The sequence below is a fragment of the Microbacterium sp. Mcb102 genome (assembly GCF_024519805.1).
Taxonomy (GTDB): Bacteria; Actinomycetota; Actinomycetes; order Actinomycetales; family Microbacteriaceae; genus Microbacterium.
Genome location: NZ_JALJRG010000005.1, coordinates 165103 through 183067 on the forward strand (window position 1 = coordinate 165103; position 17965 = coordinate 183067).

A 17965-nucleotide genomic window follows, 5' to 3' on the forward strand; every position below is an offset into this window, starting at 1 on the left:
AACGCCGGCGACGCCGACCTGATCAATGCGGCGACGCCCGTGTGCGCACCGGGCGTCATCTGCGACCCGGTGACGCCGCCGGTGGACATCGACCTGCCGCGCATCACCCCCGAGAAGTCATCCGATCCGGTCTCGGGCTCGGGTGTGGTCGCCGGTGACGTCATCACTTACTCGCTGACGTTCACCAACAGCGGCCAGGCCGCCGGTGATGTGGATTCGACCGACGACCTCTCCGCGGTGCTCGACGACGCGGAGGTCACGACGGACCCGATCGCGGACGTCGCCGGCATCACGGCGACGCTCGACGCGGGTGCCGAGCAGATCCGCATCGGGGGGTCGCTCCCTGCGGGCGCGGTCGTCACGGTGACGTACCAGGTGACGGTGCTGCCCGACGGGGAACGGGGGGACAACGTCCTCACCAATGTGTTGACCCCGGATGTGCCGCCCTACGTGTGCGGCGACACCGACCCGGACTGCGACCCGTTCGTGCCGCCGAGCACGGAGCACCCGGTCGGCCAGCTCGCGGTGGACAAGACCGTGGACCCGGAGTCCGGCACAGCTGTGGATGTCGGGCAGGTCGTGACCTACACCCTGACGTTCGAGAGTGTGGGGGCTGCGGCATCGACGGTGGACAAGGTCGACGACCTGTCCGACGTGCTGGACGACGCGGCGCTGGTCGCGGGCTCGATCACGCCATCGAACGCGGCGCTGACCGCAGAACTGCAGGGAACCGATCTGGTGGTCACCGGATCGATCCCCGCTGGAGCGACGTACACGGTCACCTATTCGGTGACGGTGAGCGCGTTCGCCGATCAGGAGAACCATGTCCTCGCGAACGTCCTGCAGAACCCGGACGGCTCGTGCGGTGCAGAAGAATGCCCGGACACATCGAATCCGATCCGCCACTTCTCGGTAGAGAAGGACGCGGATGCGACGGCGGGCGTACGGACCGGTGATGTCGTGACGTACACGGTCACCGTGACCAACGACGGGGAGAGCGCGTACACGTCGTTCGTCCCGGCGGGCTTCACGGACGATCTGATCGATGTGATCGACGACGCCTCGTACAACGGCGACGCCGCAGCGGTGGCGTCAGATGAGTCGCTGGTGCCGGCTCCGACCCTGGAGGGTTCGGTGCTCGCCTGGTCGGGTCCGGTCGCCGTCGGCGAATCGGTGTCGATCTCCTACTCCGTGACCGTGACGAACGCTGGAGATACGGATCTGGTCAACACGGCCACGCCGGTGTGCGCGCCGGATGTGGCCTGCGACCCGGTGACCCCGCCGGTGGACATCGATCTGCCACGGATCACTCCCGAGAAGTCATCGGACCCGGTCGCCGGGACGACCGTGGAGGCGGGCCAGATCGTCACCTACACGCTGACGTTCACCAACAGCGGCCAGGGCGCCGGCGACGTGGCATCGTCGGATGACATGTCGCAGGTGCTCGACGATGCCGCGCTCACAGCAGGCCCGACCGCGGATGTCGCCGGCATCACGCCGATATTCGATGCGGACGCGGAGCAGATCCGCATCGAGGGCTCGCTTCCCGCCGGCACCGTCGTCACGGTGACCTACCAGGTGACGGTGCTGCCGGACGGCGACCGCGGCGACAACATCCTCGCCAACGTCCTCACCCCGGACGTCCCGCCGTACGTGTGCGCCGACGGCGACCCCGACTGCGACCCGTTCGTGCCGCCCGGCACCGACCACTTCATCGGCGAGCTGCGCGATTGGAAGACGGTCGACCCGGCCTCCGGAGGCACGGTCGTGCCTGGGCAGGTCGTGACCTACACGCTGCACTTCGAGAGCGTGGGCACCGGGCCCGTCACGGTCGACCGCGAGGACGATCTCACGACCGTCCTCGATGATGCGACCGTCACGTCGGATCCGGTGAGCTCGGATGCCGCGCTCGCCGTCTCCGGGATCGTCGACGGGCGTTTCGGGATCACCGGCTCGCTCGAACCCGGAGATGCCGTGACCGTCACCTACCAGGCGACGGTCAACCCGGACGGTGAGCGCGGCGACGACCGCCTGTCGAACTACCTCCTCGACCCCGACGCGGCCCCACCGGCCGAGTGCGTCGTCGCCGAGGGCGAGGAGTTCCCCGACTGCACCGTGGATCACGTCAGCAGCGTGGTGGTCGTGAAGTCGGCCGACCCCGCGTCGGGGACCGAGGTGGAGGAAGGGCAGCAGGTGGAGTACACCGTGACGTTCCGCAACGTCTCGACCGACCCGGATGCGGCGGGTGCAGACGTGGACTACACCGATCACCTGACCGATGTCCTCGACGATGCGACACTGACCCGCGGACCCCAGGCGTCGACGGGCGCGCTGGCCACGGCGGTCGAGGGGCGGACCATCCGCATCACGGGCTCGGTCGCATCCGGAAGCACGGTCACCGTGACATACGTGGTCACTGTGCAGCCATGGGCGGACCAGGGGAACCACAGTCTCGGCAACGTGATCGCGGTGACCGGCGAGGAACCGATCTGCGTCGAGGGGAACGGCCTGTGCACCACGCATCCGCTGGGTGAGCCGGATCCACTCGCGGTGACCGGAGGCCAGGTGGCCGTCGGTGCACTGGCTGCCGGTGTCGTTCTGCTCCTCGCGGGCGGGCTCCTGGTGGCGATCCGCCGTCGGCGTCAGGCGATCGAGTAGGTCAGCGCCGCGAACCCGGGTGCCCGCCTTCCGGCCGGCACCCGGGTTTGCGTGTGCCGCCCCCGTGTCCGCGGCCCGGCCGACGACCCACCGTTGCGCTCCCCCGACACCGAGCTATACTGAACAATAGATCACCAGCCCGCACTATTGTTCGGAGTTCAGTGTGCAGAGCCGCACTCGCATCATCCTCGGCGTCGACGCCGGCACCACATCGGTGAAGACCGTCGCCTTCGATCTCGACGGTCGCATCGCGAGCGTCTCCCGTTCGAGCGTGCGCGTGCAGCGGGCCGAAGACGGGCGCGCCGAAGCCGACATGAACCACATCTGGGATGCCGCGGCGTCCACGATCGCTGCCGTGGTCGATGACATCGGCGACGCGGAGATCGTCGCGATCGGTGTGACCGGCCAGGGCGACGGCGCCTGGCTGGTGGATGCCGACGGTCGACCCGTCGGCCCCGCGGCCCTCTGGTTGGACGGGCGCGGTCACGAGCGCCTCGATGAGTGGCTGGATGACGGGCGCGCAGCAGCCGTCCATGAAGCCACCGGCTCTCCCCTCTTCTCCGGCGCGCTGCCGATCCTCGTCGACGAGCTGATGGCGGCGGATCCGACCCTGCGGGAGCGGGCTGTGACCCAGTTGAACTGCAAGGACTGGCTGCGCTTCAAGCTCACCGGCCGCCGCGCGACGGATCCCAGCGAGGCCTCGCGCACCTACCTCGACACCGCGACGGGGGCCTACGCCGAAAAGCTGTTCACCGCACTCGGACAGGAGCACGTGCGCGAATACCTACCGGAGGTGCTGGACCCCCAGCAGATCGCCGGCCGGGTCGAGCCGAGAGTGGCCACGGCGCTGGGGCTCCCCGAGGGGCTGCCCGTCGTCGTCGGAGTCGTCGACACCGCGGCTGCCGGCGTCGGACTCGGCGTGCTCGACGATGGCCGCGGCTACGCCATCCTCGGCACCACGAGCCTCGTCGGCATCAACCACGCCTCGCGCGCCGATGTGCGCAGCGAATCGAGCATCGTGCTCGCCACCGGTCGAGGGACCCAGGTTCTGGAGTCCATGGCCCCGATGACCGGTACCCCCAACCTCGATTGGGTGCGCGCCACGCTCGGTCTGGCGGACGAGGACTGGGTCGTCGTCGAGAAGCAGGCCGTTGCGGTCGCGCCGGGCAGCGGGGGCGTGATCTACCTCCCCTACGGCGCCCCGAGTGGCGAGCGAGCTCCGTTCTTCGCCCCCGACGCCTCGGCATCCTGGCTCGGGATGAGCGTCACCACGACACCGGGTCAGCTGCTGCGGAGCGTCTACGAGGGCCTGGCCTTCAGCCTGCGCGAGTCCACCGACGCGCTGGGGCTGGAAGGCCCCCTGCTCGTCTGCGGAGGAGGCTCCGATTCCGACCTCCTGTGCACGATCCTGGCCGACGTCCTGGCTCGCGACATCGTGCGTCAAGACCAACCGGAGGTGGGCGCCCGCGGCGTCGCCATGCTCGCGATGGCCGCGGTCGGCCTGGCTGACGACCTGCACGACGCGTCGCGCCGACTGACGCCGTCGACCACGACCTTCTCTCCGGACGCCGCCCGCACCGCGCTGTACGACGACGCGTATGCGCTCTTCCTCGCGACGCGCGATGCTCTGCGCCCGCACTGGGGCGGACTCCGCCGCCTCCGCGAGAGCGCCGAGCAGCATCCCGCTCCCGAGTCCTCGGCTCACTGACCACCACCTGAAAGAAGACACATGACTGAAACGTCCCGCCCGAAGGTGCTCATCACCGCTCCGTTCGACGCCGGCATCGCCGATTCCCTCGCCGACGCCTTCGACGTCACCCTGATCGACCCGACCATGGACGGCGGATCCCTCGCCGACCGTGGAGTCGACGACGCGCTCGCCGCAGCGGATGTCGTGATCGCCGAGCTCGACGTGGTCGACGAGAGCGCGCTCGCGAAGGCTCCGGCGCTCAAGGCCGTCGTCTCCTGCCGCGCCAAGCCGGCGAACGTCGACCTCGACGCCTGCACGGCCCGCGGCATCCCCGTCTTCACGACCCCCGGTCGCAACGCCGAGGTCACGGCCGATCTGAGCTTCGCCCTGCTCCTGGCCACCGTCCGCAAGGTGAGCCAGTCGGAGCGCTGGCTGCGTGCCGGCAACTGGACCGAGGACGACGTGTTCGAGCCCTACGAGGTCTTCCGCTCGATCGGGCTCGGTGGGCGCACCCTCGGCATCCTGGGCGGCGGCGCGATCGGCCGTCGGATGGTCACCCGCGCCCGCGGATTCGGCATGACCGTCAAGGTGTACGACCCGTTCCTCGCCCCCGATGCGTTCGGCGACGAGGCCAGCGTCGTGCCCCTCGACGAGGTGCTCTCGACCTCCGACATCGTCACCGTGCACGTGCCGCTGATGCCCGAGACCGAGGGGCTTCTCGGTGAGCGCGAGCTCGCGCTCCTCCGCCCGGACGCCTATCTGATCAACGCCGGCCGCGCCGCGATCATCGATGAGGAGGCACTGATGGCCGTCCTGCGCGACGGCCGGATCGCCGGCGCCGGCTTCGACGTCTACTACCAGGAGCCGCTCCCGCAGGATCACGAGCTCTTCACCTTCGACAACGTCACGCTGACGCCGCACATCGCGGGCGCCTCGGATGACGTCATCGTCGAGCACTCGCGCATCGCTGCGGCGGCGCTGCGGGGCTGGCTCGCCGGGCAGCGCGTTCCCGGAACCGCGAACGAGAAGGCTCTCGCCGCCGTCGGCTGAGCGCCTGAACGCGGGGAGCGGATCGTGCGTCGCGCGGTCCGTTTCTGGGCGCGTCAGTCGAGCAGCGCCGTGACGGTGTTCGAGTCGGTGACGAGCATGTTCACCATGCCGCTCGAGAGCGCGGTGCGCACGGCATCGAGCTTCGCCGCGCCCGCCGCGATCGCGAGGCGGTGCGGGATGGCGCGAAGCTGATCGAGGTCGAGCCCGACGACGCGCGAGTCGAGCTCGCCGCGGACCGGTGCTCCGTTCGCATCGAAGAAGCGCCCGCCGATGTCGCCGATCGCTCCGGCTTCGTGGAGCGCGGCTCGTTCACGCTCGCTCAGCGACCCGAAGAGCAGTCCGCGGCTGTCGTGCGTGCTGCCGATGCCCGCGATCAGGGTGCTGGCCTCGGCCGCCCGAGCGAGCACGTCGCGCACTCCAGGGTCGGCGTACGCGCTCTCCGCGGCCTGAGGTGTCGCGGCGACCAGGGGGGCGGGGAGGTGGAAGGCCGAGCCGTCGGTGCGGCGGGCCAGGGCGAGGGTCAGCTCGTGCGGGTTGGCGCCGTTCGCGAGACCGCTGCTCGATCCGGTGAGCGGCACGAAACGCGCCCCGAGCGAGCGGGCCGGGAAGGCGTCGACCACCGCGGCGACCGCCGTGGAGAGACCCATGGCGACCGTGGTGTCCTTGTCGATGACGCTCGCGAGCGCTTCGGCGCCGACCGTCGCCATCGCGCGGGACGCCTTCGCGGGGTCGTCCACGCTCGGGGCGATCCAGGCCTGGCGCAGTCCGTAGCGGCTGAGCAGCGCCTGCTCCTCGGCGGCGAACAGCGATTCCTCGACGTGCACGATGATCTCGACCATGCCGCTGTCGCGGGCCTCGGCGAGCAGTCTCGTGACGCGGACGCGGGACAGGCCGAGTGCGTCGGCGATCTCCTGGTGCGTGAGCCCCAGCTCGTAGTACATGCGCGCCACGCGACCCATCAGCATGCTGAACATCCTCCCACGCCGACTCCTCCGGTCCTGCTTGACAATTCCGCGGCACGTGCCCAAGATGTCCATGGGCATTCGTTCACGATGCTGAACAAATGTACACCACATCCCGAAATCTCTACGCGCTCAACGAGGAGACACCCATGGTCACCCCCGCATCACCTCCCGCCGAGGGCCGCTTCGCGCGCCTCCTCAGCTCTCAGGGCATCTCGCGGCCCATCGCCTGGGGCTTCGTCGCCCTGACGATCTTCATGATCGGCGACGGCATCGAGGCCGGCTTCCTCTCGCCGTACCTCGACGAGCGCGGCTTCGACGGCGGTCAGATCGCCCTCCTCTGGTCGGTCTACGGCATCGTCGTCGCGGTGGCCGCCTGGTTGAGCGGCGCCCTGGCCGAAGCCTGGGGCCCCAAGCGCGTCATGATGCTCGGCTTCGGCATCTGGGTCGTCTTCGAGGTGCTCTTCCTCGTGTTCGGCGTCATGGCCGGCAACTTCGAGATCATGCTCCTCGCCTTCGGGATCCGCGGGCTCGGCTACCCGATGTTCGCCTACGGGTTCCTGGTCTGGGTCACGATCGACACCGACGAGCAGGTGATGGGTCGCGCCGTCGGCTGGTACTGGTTCTTCTCCACGCTCGGACTCGGCGTGCTCAGCTCCTACTTCGCCGGGGCCGTCATCCCGATCATCGGCGAGCTCGCGACGCTGTGGATGGCGCTCGCCTTCGTGGTCGTCGGCGGAGTGATGGTGCTCGTGCTGCTGCGCAATCCCGTGACCAAGAAGGTCACCGTCGCCAGCAGCGTGAAGGGTGTCGTCAGCTCCCTCACCATCGTCGCGACCAACCCGAAGGTCGGCGTCGGCGGCGTGATCCGCATCATCAACACGCTCTCCTTCTATGCGTTCGTCGTGTTCCTCACGACCTACATGGTCCGCGACGTGGGCTTCGACCTGGCGCAGTGGCAGATCATCTGGGGCACGATGCTCGCCGCGAACGTGGCCGCGAACCTCCTCTCCGGCTACCTCGCCGACTGGATCGGTCGCGTGAACGTGGTCGCCTGGGCCGGTGGCATCGGATGCTTCGTCACCGTGCTCGCCCTCTTCTACGTGCCCACCCTGATCGGACCCAACTTCTTGGTCACGATCGCGATCGCCATCGTCTACGGCCTGGCCCTCGGCATGTTCGTGCCGCTGTCGGCGATCGTCCCGCTGCTCGCCCCCAAGAACAAGGCTGCCGCGGTCGCCATCCTGAACCTCGGCGCCGGCCTCAGCCAGTTCATCGGGCCGGTCATCGCGGGCCTCGCCGCTCCCGTCGGCGTCGAGGGCACCGTCTGGATCATCGCCGTGCTCTACCTCGTCGGCTTCGGCCTGACGTTCCTGCTGAAGGCGCCCAAGGAGGCGGATGACGTCGTCTCGGCGAACCCCGCCCCGAGCGCCGTCACCGCCTGAATCCCCCACCCTGACAAGGAGTCACCCATGACCACGCGTGTGGAATCACTCATCGAAGAACTCTCGGCCGTCGGCGTCGACATCGTCGCCCGCGGGCTCGCCCTCGCCTCCGGAGGCAACATCTCGGCGCGCATCGATGAGGACACCTTCGTGGTCACCGGCTCCGGCACCTGGCTCGACAGGCTCACGCCCGAGGACTTCTCGGTCATGAGCCTGTCGGGTGAGGTCGTCAGCGGCTCCCCGAGCCCCTCGAGCGAGTGGAAGCTGCACCAGCGCAGCTACGCCACACGGTCCGACGTCAACGCCGTGGTGCATGTGCACCCGCAGCACGCGGTGCTCCTGAACGCCCTGGGTCACGACGTGCGCCTGATCACCCTCGACCACGCCTACTACGTGCGCTCGGTCGGGACCACTCCGTACTACCCGAACGGATCGGACGAGCTCGCCGACTCCGCCGCCGAGCAGGCCGCGCACCACGACTGCATCATCATGGGCCACCACGGCTGCTCCGCCCTCGGCGACTCCGTGAGCATGGCCTTCCGCCGCGCGCTCAACCTCGAGGAGGCGGCCACCGCGACCTACCGCGCGCTGCTCCTCGGCGACACCGAGTCCGCCTTCCCCGCCGAGGCGCTCGCCGCCCTGCACCACGCCTGAACAGGAGCCGCGATGACGACCGTCCCCACGCACATCAGCATCGATCCCGACATCAGCGAGGCGACGAAGCGCTTCCTCGCCCAGCCTCCTCGCCTGCTCATCGACGGGGAGCTCGTCGAAGCCCACTCCGGACGCACCATCGACATCGTCGATCCGGGCACCGGTGCCGTCATCGCCCGGTCGGCGGCGGCGGATGCGGTGGACGCCGACCGCGCGGTGCAGGCTGCGCGTCGGGCCTTCGCACCGGATGCGCCCTGGCGGAAGATGAGCGCGCTCGATCGCGGACGGATCATCCTGCGTCTCGCCCGCCTGCTCGAGGAGCGCGCCGACGAATTCGTGGAGCTCGAGGTGCTCGACGGCGGCAAGCTCAAGGGCGCGGCCGCAAGCGTCGACCTGCCGCTCGCGATCAACCACTTCGAGTACTTCGGCGGCTGGCCGTCGAAGATCGAGGGCAACACGATCCCCGTGTCCGTGACGGATGCGATGGTGCGCACCGAACGTGTCCCGGTCGGAGTCGTCGCGCAGATCGTGCCCTGGAACTACCCGCTGCTCATGGGTGTGTGGAAGATCGCTCCCGCGCTCGCCGCGGGCTGCACGATCGTCATGAAGCCCGCCGAGAACACCCCGCTGTCTCTGCTGCGCCTCGGGCAGCTCGCGCTCGAAGCGGGCATGCCGAAGGGCGTCCTCAACATCCTCACCGGATACGGTGCCGAGGCCGGTGAGGCGCTCGTCGACCACCCCGACGTCGACAAGGTGGCCTTCACCGGATCGACGGCTGTGGGTACGCGCATCGCCCAGCGTGCCGCTCCGATGGTGAAGAGAGTGACACTGGAGCTCGGCGGCAAGAGCCCGAACATCATCTTCGACGACAGCCCGGTCGAAGAGGCGGCGGCCGCTGCGGCCAGCGCGATCTTCTTCAACGCCGGTCAGGCCTGTGCGGCGGGCTCGCGGCTGTACGTGCAGAAGCGCTCGTACGACGATGTGGTCGGTCGGCTCGCCGACATCGCCTCGTCGATGACGGTCGGCCACGGCTTCGACCCGTCGGCGCAGATCGGACCGGTCATCTCCACCCGCCAGCACGAGCGCGTCCTCGGGTACATCGACGGCGCTCAGGAACAGGGGGCCACGGTCGCCGCGGGAGGATCCGCCTTCCCCGATGCCGCGATCCCCGGGGGCTTCTACATCCGTCCGACCGTACTGACCGACGTGGACGACACCTTCACCGCCGTGCGTGAAGAGATCTTCGGCCCCGTCGTGGTGGCGCAGCCCTTCGACGACATCGACGAGATCGCGCGCCGGGCGAACGACTCGCCCTACGGCCTCGCGGCGGGCATCTGGACGCGCGACATCAGCAAGGCGAACCGACTCGCACGACTCCTGCAGGCGGGAACCGTCTACATCAACATGTATGGTGCGACCGATGCGGCCGCCCCCTTCGGCGGATTCAAGATGTCGGGCTACGGCAGGGACATGGGTCACGCCAACCTGGAGTCGTACCTGGAGACGCGCACGGTCTGGACCAACCTGGCGCACTGATGTCGCCGATCATCCCCGCTGCGTGATTGGGCCGGAGTGGCGTGCTGAGTCCGGCTCGCCACTCCGGGGCTTCCCGACGAAGAGAAGTCCGAGTCCCCACGCGACGAGAGCCGCGGCGGCGAACACCGCGCCCAGGATCGAGGATCCGGCCCATCCCCACGCGCTGAAGGAGACGGTCGTGGTGACGGCGCCGACGGCAGATCCCAGCGAGTAGAAGATCATGTACCCGCCGATGGTCGTGGAGACCCGATCCGGATGCAGCGTGGTGAGAGTGTGCTGGTTGCTGACGTGCACGGCCTGAACCGCGAAGTCGAGCACGACGATGCCGACGATCAGCAGCGTCAGTGACCACGTGAGCTGTGCGATCAGCACCCAGGAGGCGACCAGTGCGACCAGTGCCAGACCGGTCACGCGATTCGCCTTACCGCCGTCCGCCCAGTGGCCCGCGCGAACGGCGCCCAGAGCACCCGTCAGGCCGGCGAGGCCGAAGAGCCCGATCTGCGTCTCGGAGAGCTCCCAGGGCGCCTCCGACAGGGGCAGCGCCATCCCGCTCCAGAGCGTTCCGAACGAGGCGAAGAGGAAGAAGGCGATCGCGCCGCGGCTGAGGAAGACGGGTTCGGTGAGCAGGCGGCCGATGCCTCCGACGAGGACGCTGTGGTGGCGGGATGGCGGGCGCACATCGGTGGGCAGCAGGCGTAGTGCTGCGACCCCCAGCACGATCGAGAGGGCCGCGAGGACGACGTAGATGCTGCGCCACCCCCAGAGATCGGCCAGCACGCCGGCGATCAGCCGCGAGCCGAGGATGCCGACGACGACGCCCGACGTCACGAAGCCCAGGTTCCGTCCGCGCTCGCCGGGATCCGACACCGCTGCGGCGTAGGCCACGGTCGTCTGCACGACGACGGCGAAGATCCCCGTGAGTGTGAGGCCGGCGAACGCGACGCCCGCGGCCGGAGCGAGTGCGACCGCGAGCATCCCGACGGCCACGAGGCCGAGATGGAGGGCGATCAGCCTCCGCCTGTCGAAGCGGTCGCCGAGGGGAACGAGCAGGACGAGCCCGACGAGGTAGCCCAGCTGCCCCACCGACACCAGCCAGCCGAGCGCATCGGTCGGCAGCTGAAGGTCTCGCCCCATCTGCGCGAGCACGGGCTGCGCGGCATAGACCGTCGCGACGGCGACGGCGCAGATGGCGGCCAGCAGTGTCTTCTTCCGGAGATCCACATAAATCCTTTGGTTTCAAATTGCTACCAAAGTGACCGTAGGGCATAATGGTTGCAGATTGCAACTCTTGGAGATCTCATGAGCGATGCCCCCGATCGTCCGCAGTGGACCGATCCGACCTGTCCCGTCGCGCGCACCGTCGACCTGGTCGGCGACCGCTGGAGCATGCTGATCATCCGCGATGCCATGGACGGCGCCCGCACGTTCACCGACTTCCAGCAGCGCACGGGGATCGCGCGCAACATCCTCGCCGACAGGCTCCGCCGCCTCGCCGCGTACGGGCTCGTCGAGCAGGTCGATGCTCCCCCGGCCAAGCGGAAGCACTATGAACTGACCGCTGCCGGAGAGGAGCTCTTCCCGGTGATCCTCGCCCTGCGGGGCTGGGGAGAGCGCCATGCCTTCGCTGCCGGGGAAGCTCATTCGACTCTCGTCGATGCGGCGGGTGAGCGGGTGGTCGCATCTGCGCCCCTCGGCGCTGACGGTGCGCCGCTGACCAGTGGCAACACCCGCGTCGTGAGGTGAGTGCGTCCTGCCTTCGCGACGAAGTCGGCCCGGTAGGACCCTGGGTCCGGGCTTTAGGGCGCTGCTCTGCGGTTTCTGACAGGGTGGAACGCAGGACCTGCCCCTGGACGATGAAGCGGTGAACGATGAGTGGACCTGATTCCCCGGTGATCGGGGTCGACCACGCACCGTCGCGGTGGTCGCCATGGTGGCTGGCATCCGGAGCGCTGTTCATCGCCTCGGCCCTGCTGGCCGCGTTCCGCAGTCTTCCGGGTTCACTTGACCTGGGTGCTCTCAGCGGGGTCTCGACCGCGGTGACACTGACCTTCAGTCTCGCGCTCGTCGCCGCCGGCGTCGGAGCTGCGCGCCACGACGACACCCTCCGCCTGCCGAGGGCAGCGATCATCTCGCTCTTCCTCCTCGCCGTCTGGCTTCCCGTGGCTCCGCCGGCGCTGACCGCTTCATTCGGAATCGCCTCGGCGGCACCGCTCTACCTGAACGCTCTCGTCGAGCTGGGGCTGAGCGGTGCGATCGTCGCCGGAGTCCTCCGCAGTCCGCTGCCGAAACCCTGGAGGTTCATTCCGGCGATTGCGCTCGCCGCCGTGGTCTTCGGGTCGCTGCTCCAGGGCGCCTTCCTGTCCGGCAGTGTGACCGACCAAGGCGCGATGATCCTCGTCTCGAACGTGCTGACCTTGGCGCGCATCCTCGCCACCGGAGCGCTGGGCGCCGTGGCGCTCCGGGCCGCCAGGTCGCGGGCCGGTTCAGTGGTCGTGTTCGGGGGATGACCGAGGGTCGCATGAAGGCACCGAAGTGGTTGCGCAGCGCCGTCGGCTTGCCGGGGACGATCTCGTTCTCGGCGATGGAGCCCACGGTGGCGAACGCTCTCTCGTTCCAGCCGGAGTTGGACGCCCTCTCTTCGCAGGAGCTCCTCGATCGAGCACAGGCGTTCTCGGGAACGCGCGCCGATGCGCTCGCCCTTGCCGTCGCCGCCGCGCGTCGCACTCTCGGAGTAGATCCTTTCCGGGAGCAGGTACGGGCGGCCGCCGCGATGCTCGCCGGCTTCGCAGTGGAGATGGACACCGGAGAGGGGAAGACCCTGGCCGGCGCACTCGCGGCTGCTGCACATGTGCTGGCCGGACACTCGGTGCATGTCGTCTCCGTCAACGACTACCTGGCCCGTCGGGATGCGGAGTGGATGCGTCCGCTCTATGCCGCGCTCGGCATATGCGTGTCGGCGGTCGAGGAATCCAGCACCTCCGAAGAGCGCCGCGAAGCGTATCTCGCCGATGTCACGTACGTGAGCGTCAGCGAGGTCGGATACGACGTGCTCCGGGACCGGTTCTGCGTGCACGATGCGGAACGTGTCGCTCCGCGGATGGATGTGGCGATCGTCGACGAAGCCGACGCGGTCATGATCGATGAGGCGCTCGTGCCCCTCGTTCTCGCGGGGAGCGCACACACGACCGAGGACGATCCCGCCCAGGCGGCCGCCTTCGTCCGTGCACTCACCGAGGGCACGGACTACGTCGTCGACGGGGATGCGGCAACCGTCTCGTTCACGGATGATGCTCTCGACGCCCTCGAGTCGGAGCTCGGCGGGGTGAACCTGTACGCCGCGGAGAACATCCCCCTCCTCACCGGGCTCAATCTCGCACTGCATGCCAAGGTGCTGATGCACAGCGACGTCGACTATGTGATCGAAGACGGGGAACTGCGCCTCGTGAACACGAGTCGTGGACGCATCGCAGACGGGCAGCGCTGGCCGGACGGTTTGCACGCGGCCGTCGAGGCGAAGGAGGGTCTTCCGGCCAGCGGTTCCGGAATCATCCTGGACACGCTGACTGTGCAGGATCTGCTCATGCGGTACGACTCCCTCATCGGCATGAGCGGAACCATGCTGGCCGTGGCCGAGGAGCTGATTGAGTTCTACGAGGTGGAATGCGGCCGTGTCGAACGGCGCTTGCCTCAGGCGCGGGTGGATGAGCCCGACCTCGTCCTCGACTCCGAGGAAGAGGTGTCTGCCGCGGTGGCCGCCGAGGTGGAGCGCCGGCATGCGATCGGGCAACCGGTCCTCGTCGGCACGCAGAGCATCGCGCAGTCAGAGAACATCGCGCAGGAACTCGCGGCGCGTGGTCTGGAGCTGCGGGTGCTGAACGCGAAGAACGACGAGACCGAAGCCGACACCGTCGCTCGAGCAGGCGAGCGGAACGCCGTGACGATCTCTACGCAGATCTCCGGACGCGGCACCGACATCCTCCTCGGGGGTGCGGCTGCCGTCGACCACGACGCCGTCGCCGCGGTGGGCGGTCTCGCCGTGATTCAGGTCGGGCTCTACCCCTCGCGGCGACTGGACGCGCAGCTGCGGGGGCGCTCGGGTCGGCAGGGCGACCCCGGTGTCGCGATGCGCATCTGCAGCATCCACGATGAGCTGATCGAGACCACGGCCACGCGCACGATCCGAGACCAGATCGCTTCGCCCCGATCGGTTTCACCGAAGCGGCGAGGGCAGATCGTTGCCACGGCGCAGGACATCTCCGAGGCAGTGCGCGCCGATGCGCACCGGGCCACGTGGGGATACAACCGCGCGATCACGCGACAGCGCGATACCGTCTTGGCCGAGCGGAAGCGTCTCCTGGCCTCCGATGCTCACTTGTGGGAGCAGATGGGGAGCGTGGGCGCGGGGCTCGATCCGACCGACTCCGTCGTGACGGATGCCGTGCGCGAGATCGCCGTCCTCAGTCTCGATGACGCGTGGTGCGAGCACCTGCTGATGCTCCAGTCTGTGCGCGACGGCATCCACCTCCGCGCACTCGGCGGCCAGAATCCCCTGGATGAGTTCCATCGCCTGGCGCTGGCTGAGTTCGAAGGATTCTTCACGCACGCCTACGGCGAAGCCATTCGGCTCATCGTCCGTGCGGGAGTCGTGGACATCGACGCGGCGCTCGCCGCGGCACGACAGCGCAGGCCCTCAGCGACATGGACGTACATGGTGAGCGACAACCCTCTCGGAGACGCCGCTTCACGGGCCGCGGACGCACTCCGCTCGATGTGGTCGGATCGGCGGAGACGCCGCTGACGACGCGACGGTCCGCCTTCCGCGGGGTTCCGGCACCCCTTCCGATCCGGATCCCAGGGCGCTCCCCTCAGGCGACAGTGAGGTACCCGCTCGAGGAGTCGTCCTCGACGAGGGTGTACGACAGCACGCCGTCTCCGTGCGCTCGCGTCCGGCGCCACACTCGCTCGTGACCGCCGGTGGCGTAGTCGAGGACGATCCATTGGGGCGCCTCGGGATCACGTCGACCGACGATGTAGGAGACGCTGCCGAGCCCGGTCGAGCAGAGGTGCGCGACGAACTGATCGGCAGCCGGGCTCTTCGGCGGCGTGCGGCACAGGTCCGTCGGGCGGATGCGCAGGGTCAGGTCCGCCTGCGCCGGCCGGGCCTTCACGCGGCACCCCCGGCACGGGCGCCCAGCTCGGCGAGATCGCGGAGGCCGTGCGCGTCGAGATAGGCGCGGATCGTGTCCTGGACGATGCGGATCTGCGACTCGTTTCCCATGGCGGCCTGCATCGCGCCCATCGTGGGCGTCGGCTTGCCGTTCACGCGTTCGAGCGCCTCCCACACGATGTCTTCGCGTGAGCCGCGGCCCATCGAGTGCGGCATCGAACTGAACACCGGGTTCGGCTTCCAGCCGGTTCGGGTCTCCTCCATCAGTGGTTCCTCTCGTCTCACCGGACGCCGTCGAATGCGGGTGCACTCGGTCTCGTGCGCGGGCACGCCGAATAGCCCTGGGGCGAGGTGCCTCGGTGGACGGCGCGCGGTCCTGCGGCCAGGGGCCTTCCCGAAGACTGTCGGATGTCGACGCGGGAAGGACGATCTGGCCGTCCGGTTCCCTCCGACCGTATCACGTTATTTTGAGTCATTCAAAATAACGGAGACGATGAAATGCGAAAGGGGCCCGATCCGCTGCGGATCGGGCCCGGTCATCCCCTGCGCGTCAGCGGCGAGGGGCGTCGTTCCACGACCAGATGTCATCGCCGCGGAGCACCGCGTCGGCGCCCCCGTCGCAATAGATGGTCTGGCCGGCCATGTGGGTGTTGGCCGGGCTCGTCAGCCACACCAGCAGTTCGGCGATGGACGACGCCGGCTGATGGTAGTTGAGCGGCATCGGCACCGCGGCGTCGACCTGCGCCAGACCCTCCGGGTTCCCGAGCAGCCCTGCCGTCATCGGCGTGGTGACGGTGCCGGGGGCGACGGCGTTCAGCGGAATCCCGGCGCCGGCCCATGCCGGTGTCACGGATTCGCGGCGGACCCAGCGTGACAGTGCGCGCTTGCTCGACGAGTAGTTCAGGAATCCGGCCTCCGGGGTGGTCGCGAGCTGGTCGCCGATCGACAGCGCCAGCGCCTCGTCGCCGCTCAGCGCGGCGTCGACGAGTTCGGCCGATACCGGCTGCAGCGAGGCCATCGACGAGACCACGGCGGCGCGCGGCTGGTCCGCCAGGCTCAACGTCGGCTGAAGCGCTTCCAGGAACTCGGTCACGCCGAAGTAGTTGATGGCCATCGTCTTCGAGATCGGCGCGGCGATGCCGGCACACGCGATCACCGCGTCGATCATGCCGCCGGCAGCCGTGATGACCGCTTCCGCCGCCGCCCGGCGGCCGTCGGGGGTCGACAGATCGCCGGAGACCTCGACGCCGGCGAGGTCCACGCCGATGACGGTGTGTCCCTGCGCGCGGAGCAGCTGAGCAGTGGCGGCGCCGATGCCGGATGCGGCGCCCGTGATGACGTAGGTGCGTGTCATGTTTCCTCCTGAGTTGATGGGACGGTGTCGGGTGGAACGGGGGAGACCGTCGCTCGAGACGCTCCCGGGAGTGCGACGACGAAACGACTGAGCCTGGTCTGGAAGTCCGCGATCTCGTGCGGAGCCCAGCCCGCGAGGGCCTCGCCCACCATCTGCTGCCCAGCGGCCACGAGTCGCGCATATGATTCGATGCCGTCATCCGTCAGCCGGACCACGACCGTGCGCCCGGAGCGGATTCGATCGAAGAGCCCCTGGGCGGACATGCGGGAGACGAGCTTCGAAGCGGTCGGGCGCGACAGAGACGCTCGTTCGGCGAGCTCGCTGAATCCGAGGGAGCCGCCGCCCGCACCGACCGTGTACAGCGCGCGGACCTCGGTGGCATCCAGAGGGGCGTCGAGCTCCGCGGCGACCGAGGCCTGCAGGTCGTTGCGACTCCATTCGGCCACCACCCGCACGAGCGAGTCGCGGATGCTCTCGATCTCTCTGTCGACCGCCATGGTTCGACAATATCAGCTCAGTTGCGTGAGGCAACTGTTGATGCCGCGCATCCGGGAGTGGCGGGCGACCTTCCCTGGTGCTCCCGAATGACGGTGTGATCAGCGTGACGATCACCACGCCCGCGAGCGAGGGAGCCGAACCACCGACCTCTCAGGTCGCCGCGATCACGAACGTGCACCCGGTGCTGCCTCCGGATCCGACTCCGGATGGCGGCGGCGATGACGGCGGCGCGATGCCGGCGACCGGGCTGGACGGGTCCTCCGCGTCGTTGTACGCCGCGCTCGGAGCACTCCTCCTCTTGGCGGGAGCTGTCCTGATCCGCCGGCGACGGGGCGATCTGGTCGGTCGGGGGCTCAGTCCTCAGGAATGACGATCATGCTGAGGCCGACCCGGCGCCGCCCCTCGCCCTGCTCTGTCGTGTAGGGAGCGATCAGCGTGGCCAGTCCGGCTTGCAGTTGCTCCAGCGCGGCCTCGTCCACATAGAGCGGGACGGAGCCGAAGCCGAGGAAGCCACGCGCGCCCGGAGCCTCCTGGTCGGCGAAGCGGTCGAATCGGCCGGCGAGATCGCCGAGAAACGTGAGGAATGCGGAACGGAGCTGCAGGTCGCTCATCGCCTGCAGCTCGGCCTCCGGCACGTGCGCCATACGGTCGCCGAGGGTGAGCGTGCGCTCGGTCGTGCCCCGCACTTTCCGCTCTTTCGCCACGGCGAGGACGCCGGCGTCGATGAGGGCGGCGACATGCCGGTAGAGCGTGGGCTGCGACACGTCGGGGATTGCGTCGCGGAGCTCGGCGGTCGTCAGGTCGCGTCCGCCGAGCTGCTGGACGATGCGGATGCGTACGGGGTGCAGGATGACGTCGGCGATCGAAGTCTCTGGGGTCACGGGACGCCTCCATTATTATCACTATGATAATGTTCTCGTTCTGTAGTCAGTTTACGGGGAGGGATCAGAT

17 protein-coding genes are annotated in these 17965 nt (G+C 68.8%); 10 read left to right on the forward strand and 7 right to left on the reverse strand.

Going from position 1 to position 17965, the window contains the following annotated elements; all coding sequences use genetic code 11:
• The 3 genes from OC372_RS14140 to OC372_RS14150 all read left to right on the forward strand — a co-directional run.
• Positions 1-2658, forward strand: a 2658-nt coding sequence (locus OC372_RS14140; RefSeq protein WP_262002444.1) for an LPXTG cell wall anchor domain-containing protein, incomplete at its 5' end; no start/stop codon positions are given.
• A 163-nt stretch (positions 2659-2821) separates the two neighbouring features.
• Entirely contained in the window at positions 2822-4366 is a 1545-nt protein-coding gene (locus OC372_RS14145; RefSeq protein ID WP_262002445.1) for an FGGY-family carbohydrate kinase, read from the forward strand.
• Between the two features lie 21 nt (positions 4367-4387).
• On the forward strand, positions 4388-5398 hold the full coding sequence (locus OC372_RS14150; protein ID WP_262002446.1) for an NAD(P)-dependent oxidoreductase: 1011 nt from the start codon (positions 4388-4390) through the stop codon (positions 5396-5398).
• 53 nt (positions 5399-5451) lie between these two features.
• On the opposite strand, the gene OC372_RS14155 is transcribed toward OC372_RS14150, so the two are convergent.
• Positions 5452-6363: a sugar-binding transcriptional regulator gene (locus tag OC372_RS14155; protein ID WP_168380822.1), complete on the reverse strand. Its 912-nt coding sequence runs from the start codon at positions 6361-6363 to the stop codon at positions 5452-5454.
• Positions 6364-6461: 98 nt separating this feature from the next.
• Here OC372_RS14155 and OC372_RS14160 point away from each other — a divergent pair, with 98 nt between their 5' ends.
• The 3 genes from OC372_RS14160 to OC372_RS14170 are packed head-to-tail and all read left to right on the forward strand — an operon-like array spanning position 6462 to position 9995.
• Entirely contained in the window at positions 6462-7805 is a 1344-nt protein-coding gene (locus tag OC372_RS14160) for an MFS transporter (protein WP_262002447.1), read from the forward strand.
• A 27-nt stretch (positions 7806-7832) separates the two neighbouring features.
• Entirely contained in the window at positions 7833-8459 is a 627-nt protein-coding gene (locus tag OC372_RS14165; protein WP_262002448.1) for a class II aldolase/adducin family protein, read from the forward strand.
• Between the two features lie 12 nt (positions 8460-8471).
• Complete coding sequence (locus OC372_RS14170; RefSeq protein ID WP_262002449.1) at positions 8472-9995, forward strand: aldehyde dehydrogenase family protein; 1524 nt, start codon at positions 8472-8474, stop codon at positions 9993-9995.
• 9 nt (positions 9996-10004) lie between these two features.
• Here OC372_RS14170 and OC372_RS14175 read toward each other — a convergent pair whose 3' ends face one another.
• Positions 10005-11216 (reverse strand): MFS transporter, encoded by a 1212-nt coding sequence (locus OC372_RS14175; RefSeq protein WP_262002450.1) that lies wholly within the window; start codon positions 11214-11216, stop codon positions 10005-10007.
• A 78-nt stretch (positions 11217-11294) separates the two neighbouring features.
• Between OC372_RS14175 and OC372_RS14180 the strand changes: the two genes are divergently transcribed.
• From OC372_RS14180 to secA2, 3 genes are all read left to right on the forward strand, one after another.
• Positions 11295-11738 carry a winged helix-turn-helix transcriptional regulator gene (locus OC372_RS14180; protein ID WP_105711457.1) on the forward strand — a complete coding sequence of 148 codons (444 nt, stop codon included), beginning with the start codon at positions 11295-11297 and terminating at the stop codon, positions 11736-11738.
• A 125-nt stretch (positions 11739-11863) separates the two neighbouring features.
• A complete protein-coding gene (locus OC372_RS14185; protein WP_146114848.1) occupies positions 11864-12502 on the forward strand; it encodes a hypothetical protein in 639 nt (212 codons plus the stop codon).
• 11 nt (positions 12503-12513) lie between these two features.
• The gene (secA2, locus tag OC372_RS14190; protein WP_262002451.1) at positions 12514-14793 is read left to right on the forward strand and encodes an accessory Sec system translocase SecA2; all 2280 of its coding nucleotides are present in this window, start codon (positions 12514-12516) and stop codon (positions 14791-14793) included.
• A 67-nt stretch (positions 14794-14860) separates the two neighbouring features.
• Here secA2 and OC372_RS14195 read toward each other — a convergent pair whose 3' ends face one another.
• From OC372_RS14195 to OC372_RS14210, 4 genes are all read right to left on the reverse strand, one after another.
• Positions 14861-15163 (reverse strand): hypothetical protein, encoded by a 303-nt coding sequence (locus OC372_RS14195; protein WP_105711454.1) that lies wholly within the window; start codon positions 15161-15163, stop codon positions 14861-14863.
• Positions 15160-15426, reverse strand: a complete 267-nt coding sequence (locus OC372_RS14200; RefSeq protein WP_029264156.1) for a hypothetical protein — start codon at positions 15424-15426, stop codon at positions 15160-15162. Before OC372_RS14200 ends, OC372_RS14195 begins: the two co-directional genes overlap by 4 nt.
• 286 nt (positions 15427-15712) lie before the next feature.
• Complete coding sequence (locus OC372_RS14205; protein ID WP_262002452.1) at positions 15713-16516, reverse strand: SDR family oxidoreductase; 804 nt, start codon at positions 16514-16516, stop codon at positions 15713-15715.
• Positions 16513-17013 carry a MarR family winged helix-turn-helix transcriptional regulator gene (locus tag OC372_RS14210; protein WP_262002453.1) on the reverse strand — a complete coding sequence of 167 codons (501 nt, stop codon included), beginning with the start codon at positions 17011-17013 and terminating at the stop codon, positions 16513-16515. The genes OC372_RS14205 and OC372_RS14210 overlap by 4 nt, the downstream gene beginning before the upstream one ends.
• A gap of 104 nt (positions 17014-17117) precedes the next feature.
• Between OC372_RS14210 and OC372_RS14215 the strand changes: the two genes are divergently transcribed.
• The gene (locus tag OC372_RS14215) at positions 17118-17384 is read left to right on the forward strand and encodes an LPXTG cell wall anchor domain-containing protein (RefSeq protein WP_262002454.1); all 267 of its coding nucleotides are present in this window, start codon (positions 17118-17120) and stop codon (positions 17382-17384) included.
• Here OC372_RS14215 and OC372_RS14220 read toward each other — a convergent pair.
• Positions 17368-17895, reverse strand: a complete 528-nt coding sequence (locus OC372_RS14220; protein WP_029264152.1) for a helix-turn-helix domain-containing protein — start codon at positions 17893-17895, stop codon at positions 17368-17370. The genes OC372_RS14215 and OC372_RS14220 overlap by 17 nt on opposite strands.
• Positions 17896-17965 lie beyond the last annotated feature (70 nt).

Excerpts from the sequence above, each read along its gene's own strand:
- OC372_RS14150 (WP_262002446.1), top strand. The coding sequence starts at position 4,388 with ATGACTGAAACGTCCCGCCCGAAGGTGCTCATCACCGCTCCGTTCGAC.
- OC372_RS14155 (WP_168380822.1), bottom strand. The coding sequence starts at position 6,363 with ATGCTGATGGGTCGCGTGGCGCGCATGTACTACGAGCTGGGGCTCACG.
- OC372_RS14160 (WP_262002447.1), top strand. The coding sequence starts at position 6,462 with ATGTACACCACATCCCGAAATCTCTACGCGCTCAACGAGGAGACACCC.
- OC372_RS14165 (WP_262002448.1), top strand. The coding sequence starts at position 7,833 with ATGACCACGCGTGTGGAATCACTCATCGAAGAACTCTCGGCCGTCGGC.
- OC372_RS14170 (WP_262002449.1), top strand. The coding sequence starts at position 8,472 with ATGACGACCGTCCCCACGCACATCAGCATCGATCCCGACATCAGCGAG.
- OC372_RS14180 (WP_105711457.1), top strand. The coding sequence starts at position 11,295 with ATGAGCGATGCCCCCGATCGTCCGCAGTGGACCGATCCGACCTGTCCC.
- OC372_RS14185 (WP_146114848.1), top strand. The coding sequence starts at position 11,864 with ATGAGTGGACCTGATTCCCCGGTGATCGGGGTCGACCACGCACCGTCG.
- secA2 (WP_262002451.1), top strand. The coding sequence starts at position 12,514 with ATGAAGGCACCGAAGTGGTTGCGCAGCGCCGTCGGCTTGCCGGGGACG.
- OC372_RS14200 (WP_029264156.1), bottom strand. The coding sequence starts at position 15,426 with ATGGAGGAGACCCGAACCGGCTGGAAGCCGAACCCGGTGTTCAGTTCG.
- OC372_RS14205 (WP_262002452.1), bottom strand. The coding sequence starts at position 16,516 with ATGACACGCACCTACGTCATCACGGGCGCCGCATCCGGCATCGGCGCC.
- OC372_RS14210 (WP_262002453.1), bottom strand. The coding sequence starts at position 17,013 with ATGGCGGTCGACAGAGAGATCGAGAGCATCCGCGACTCGCTCGTGCGG.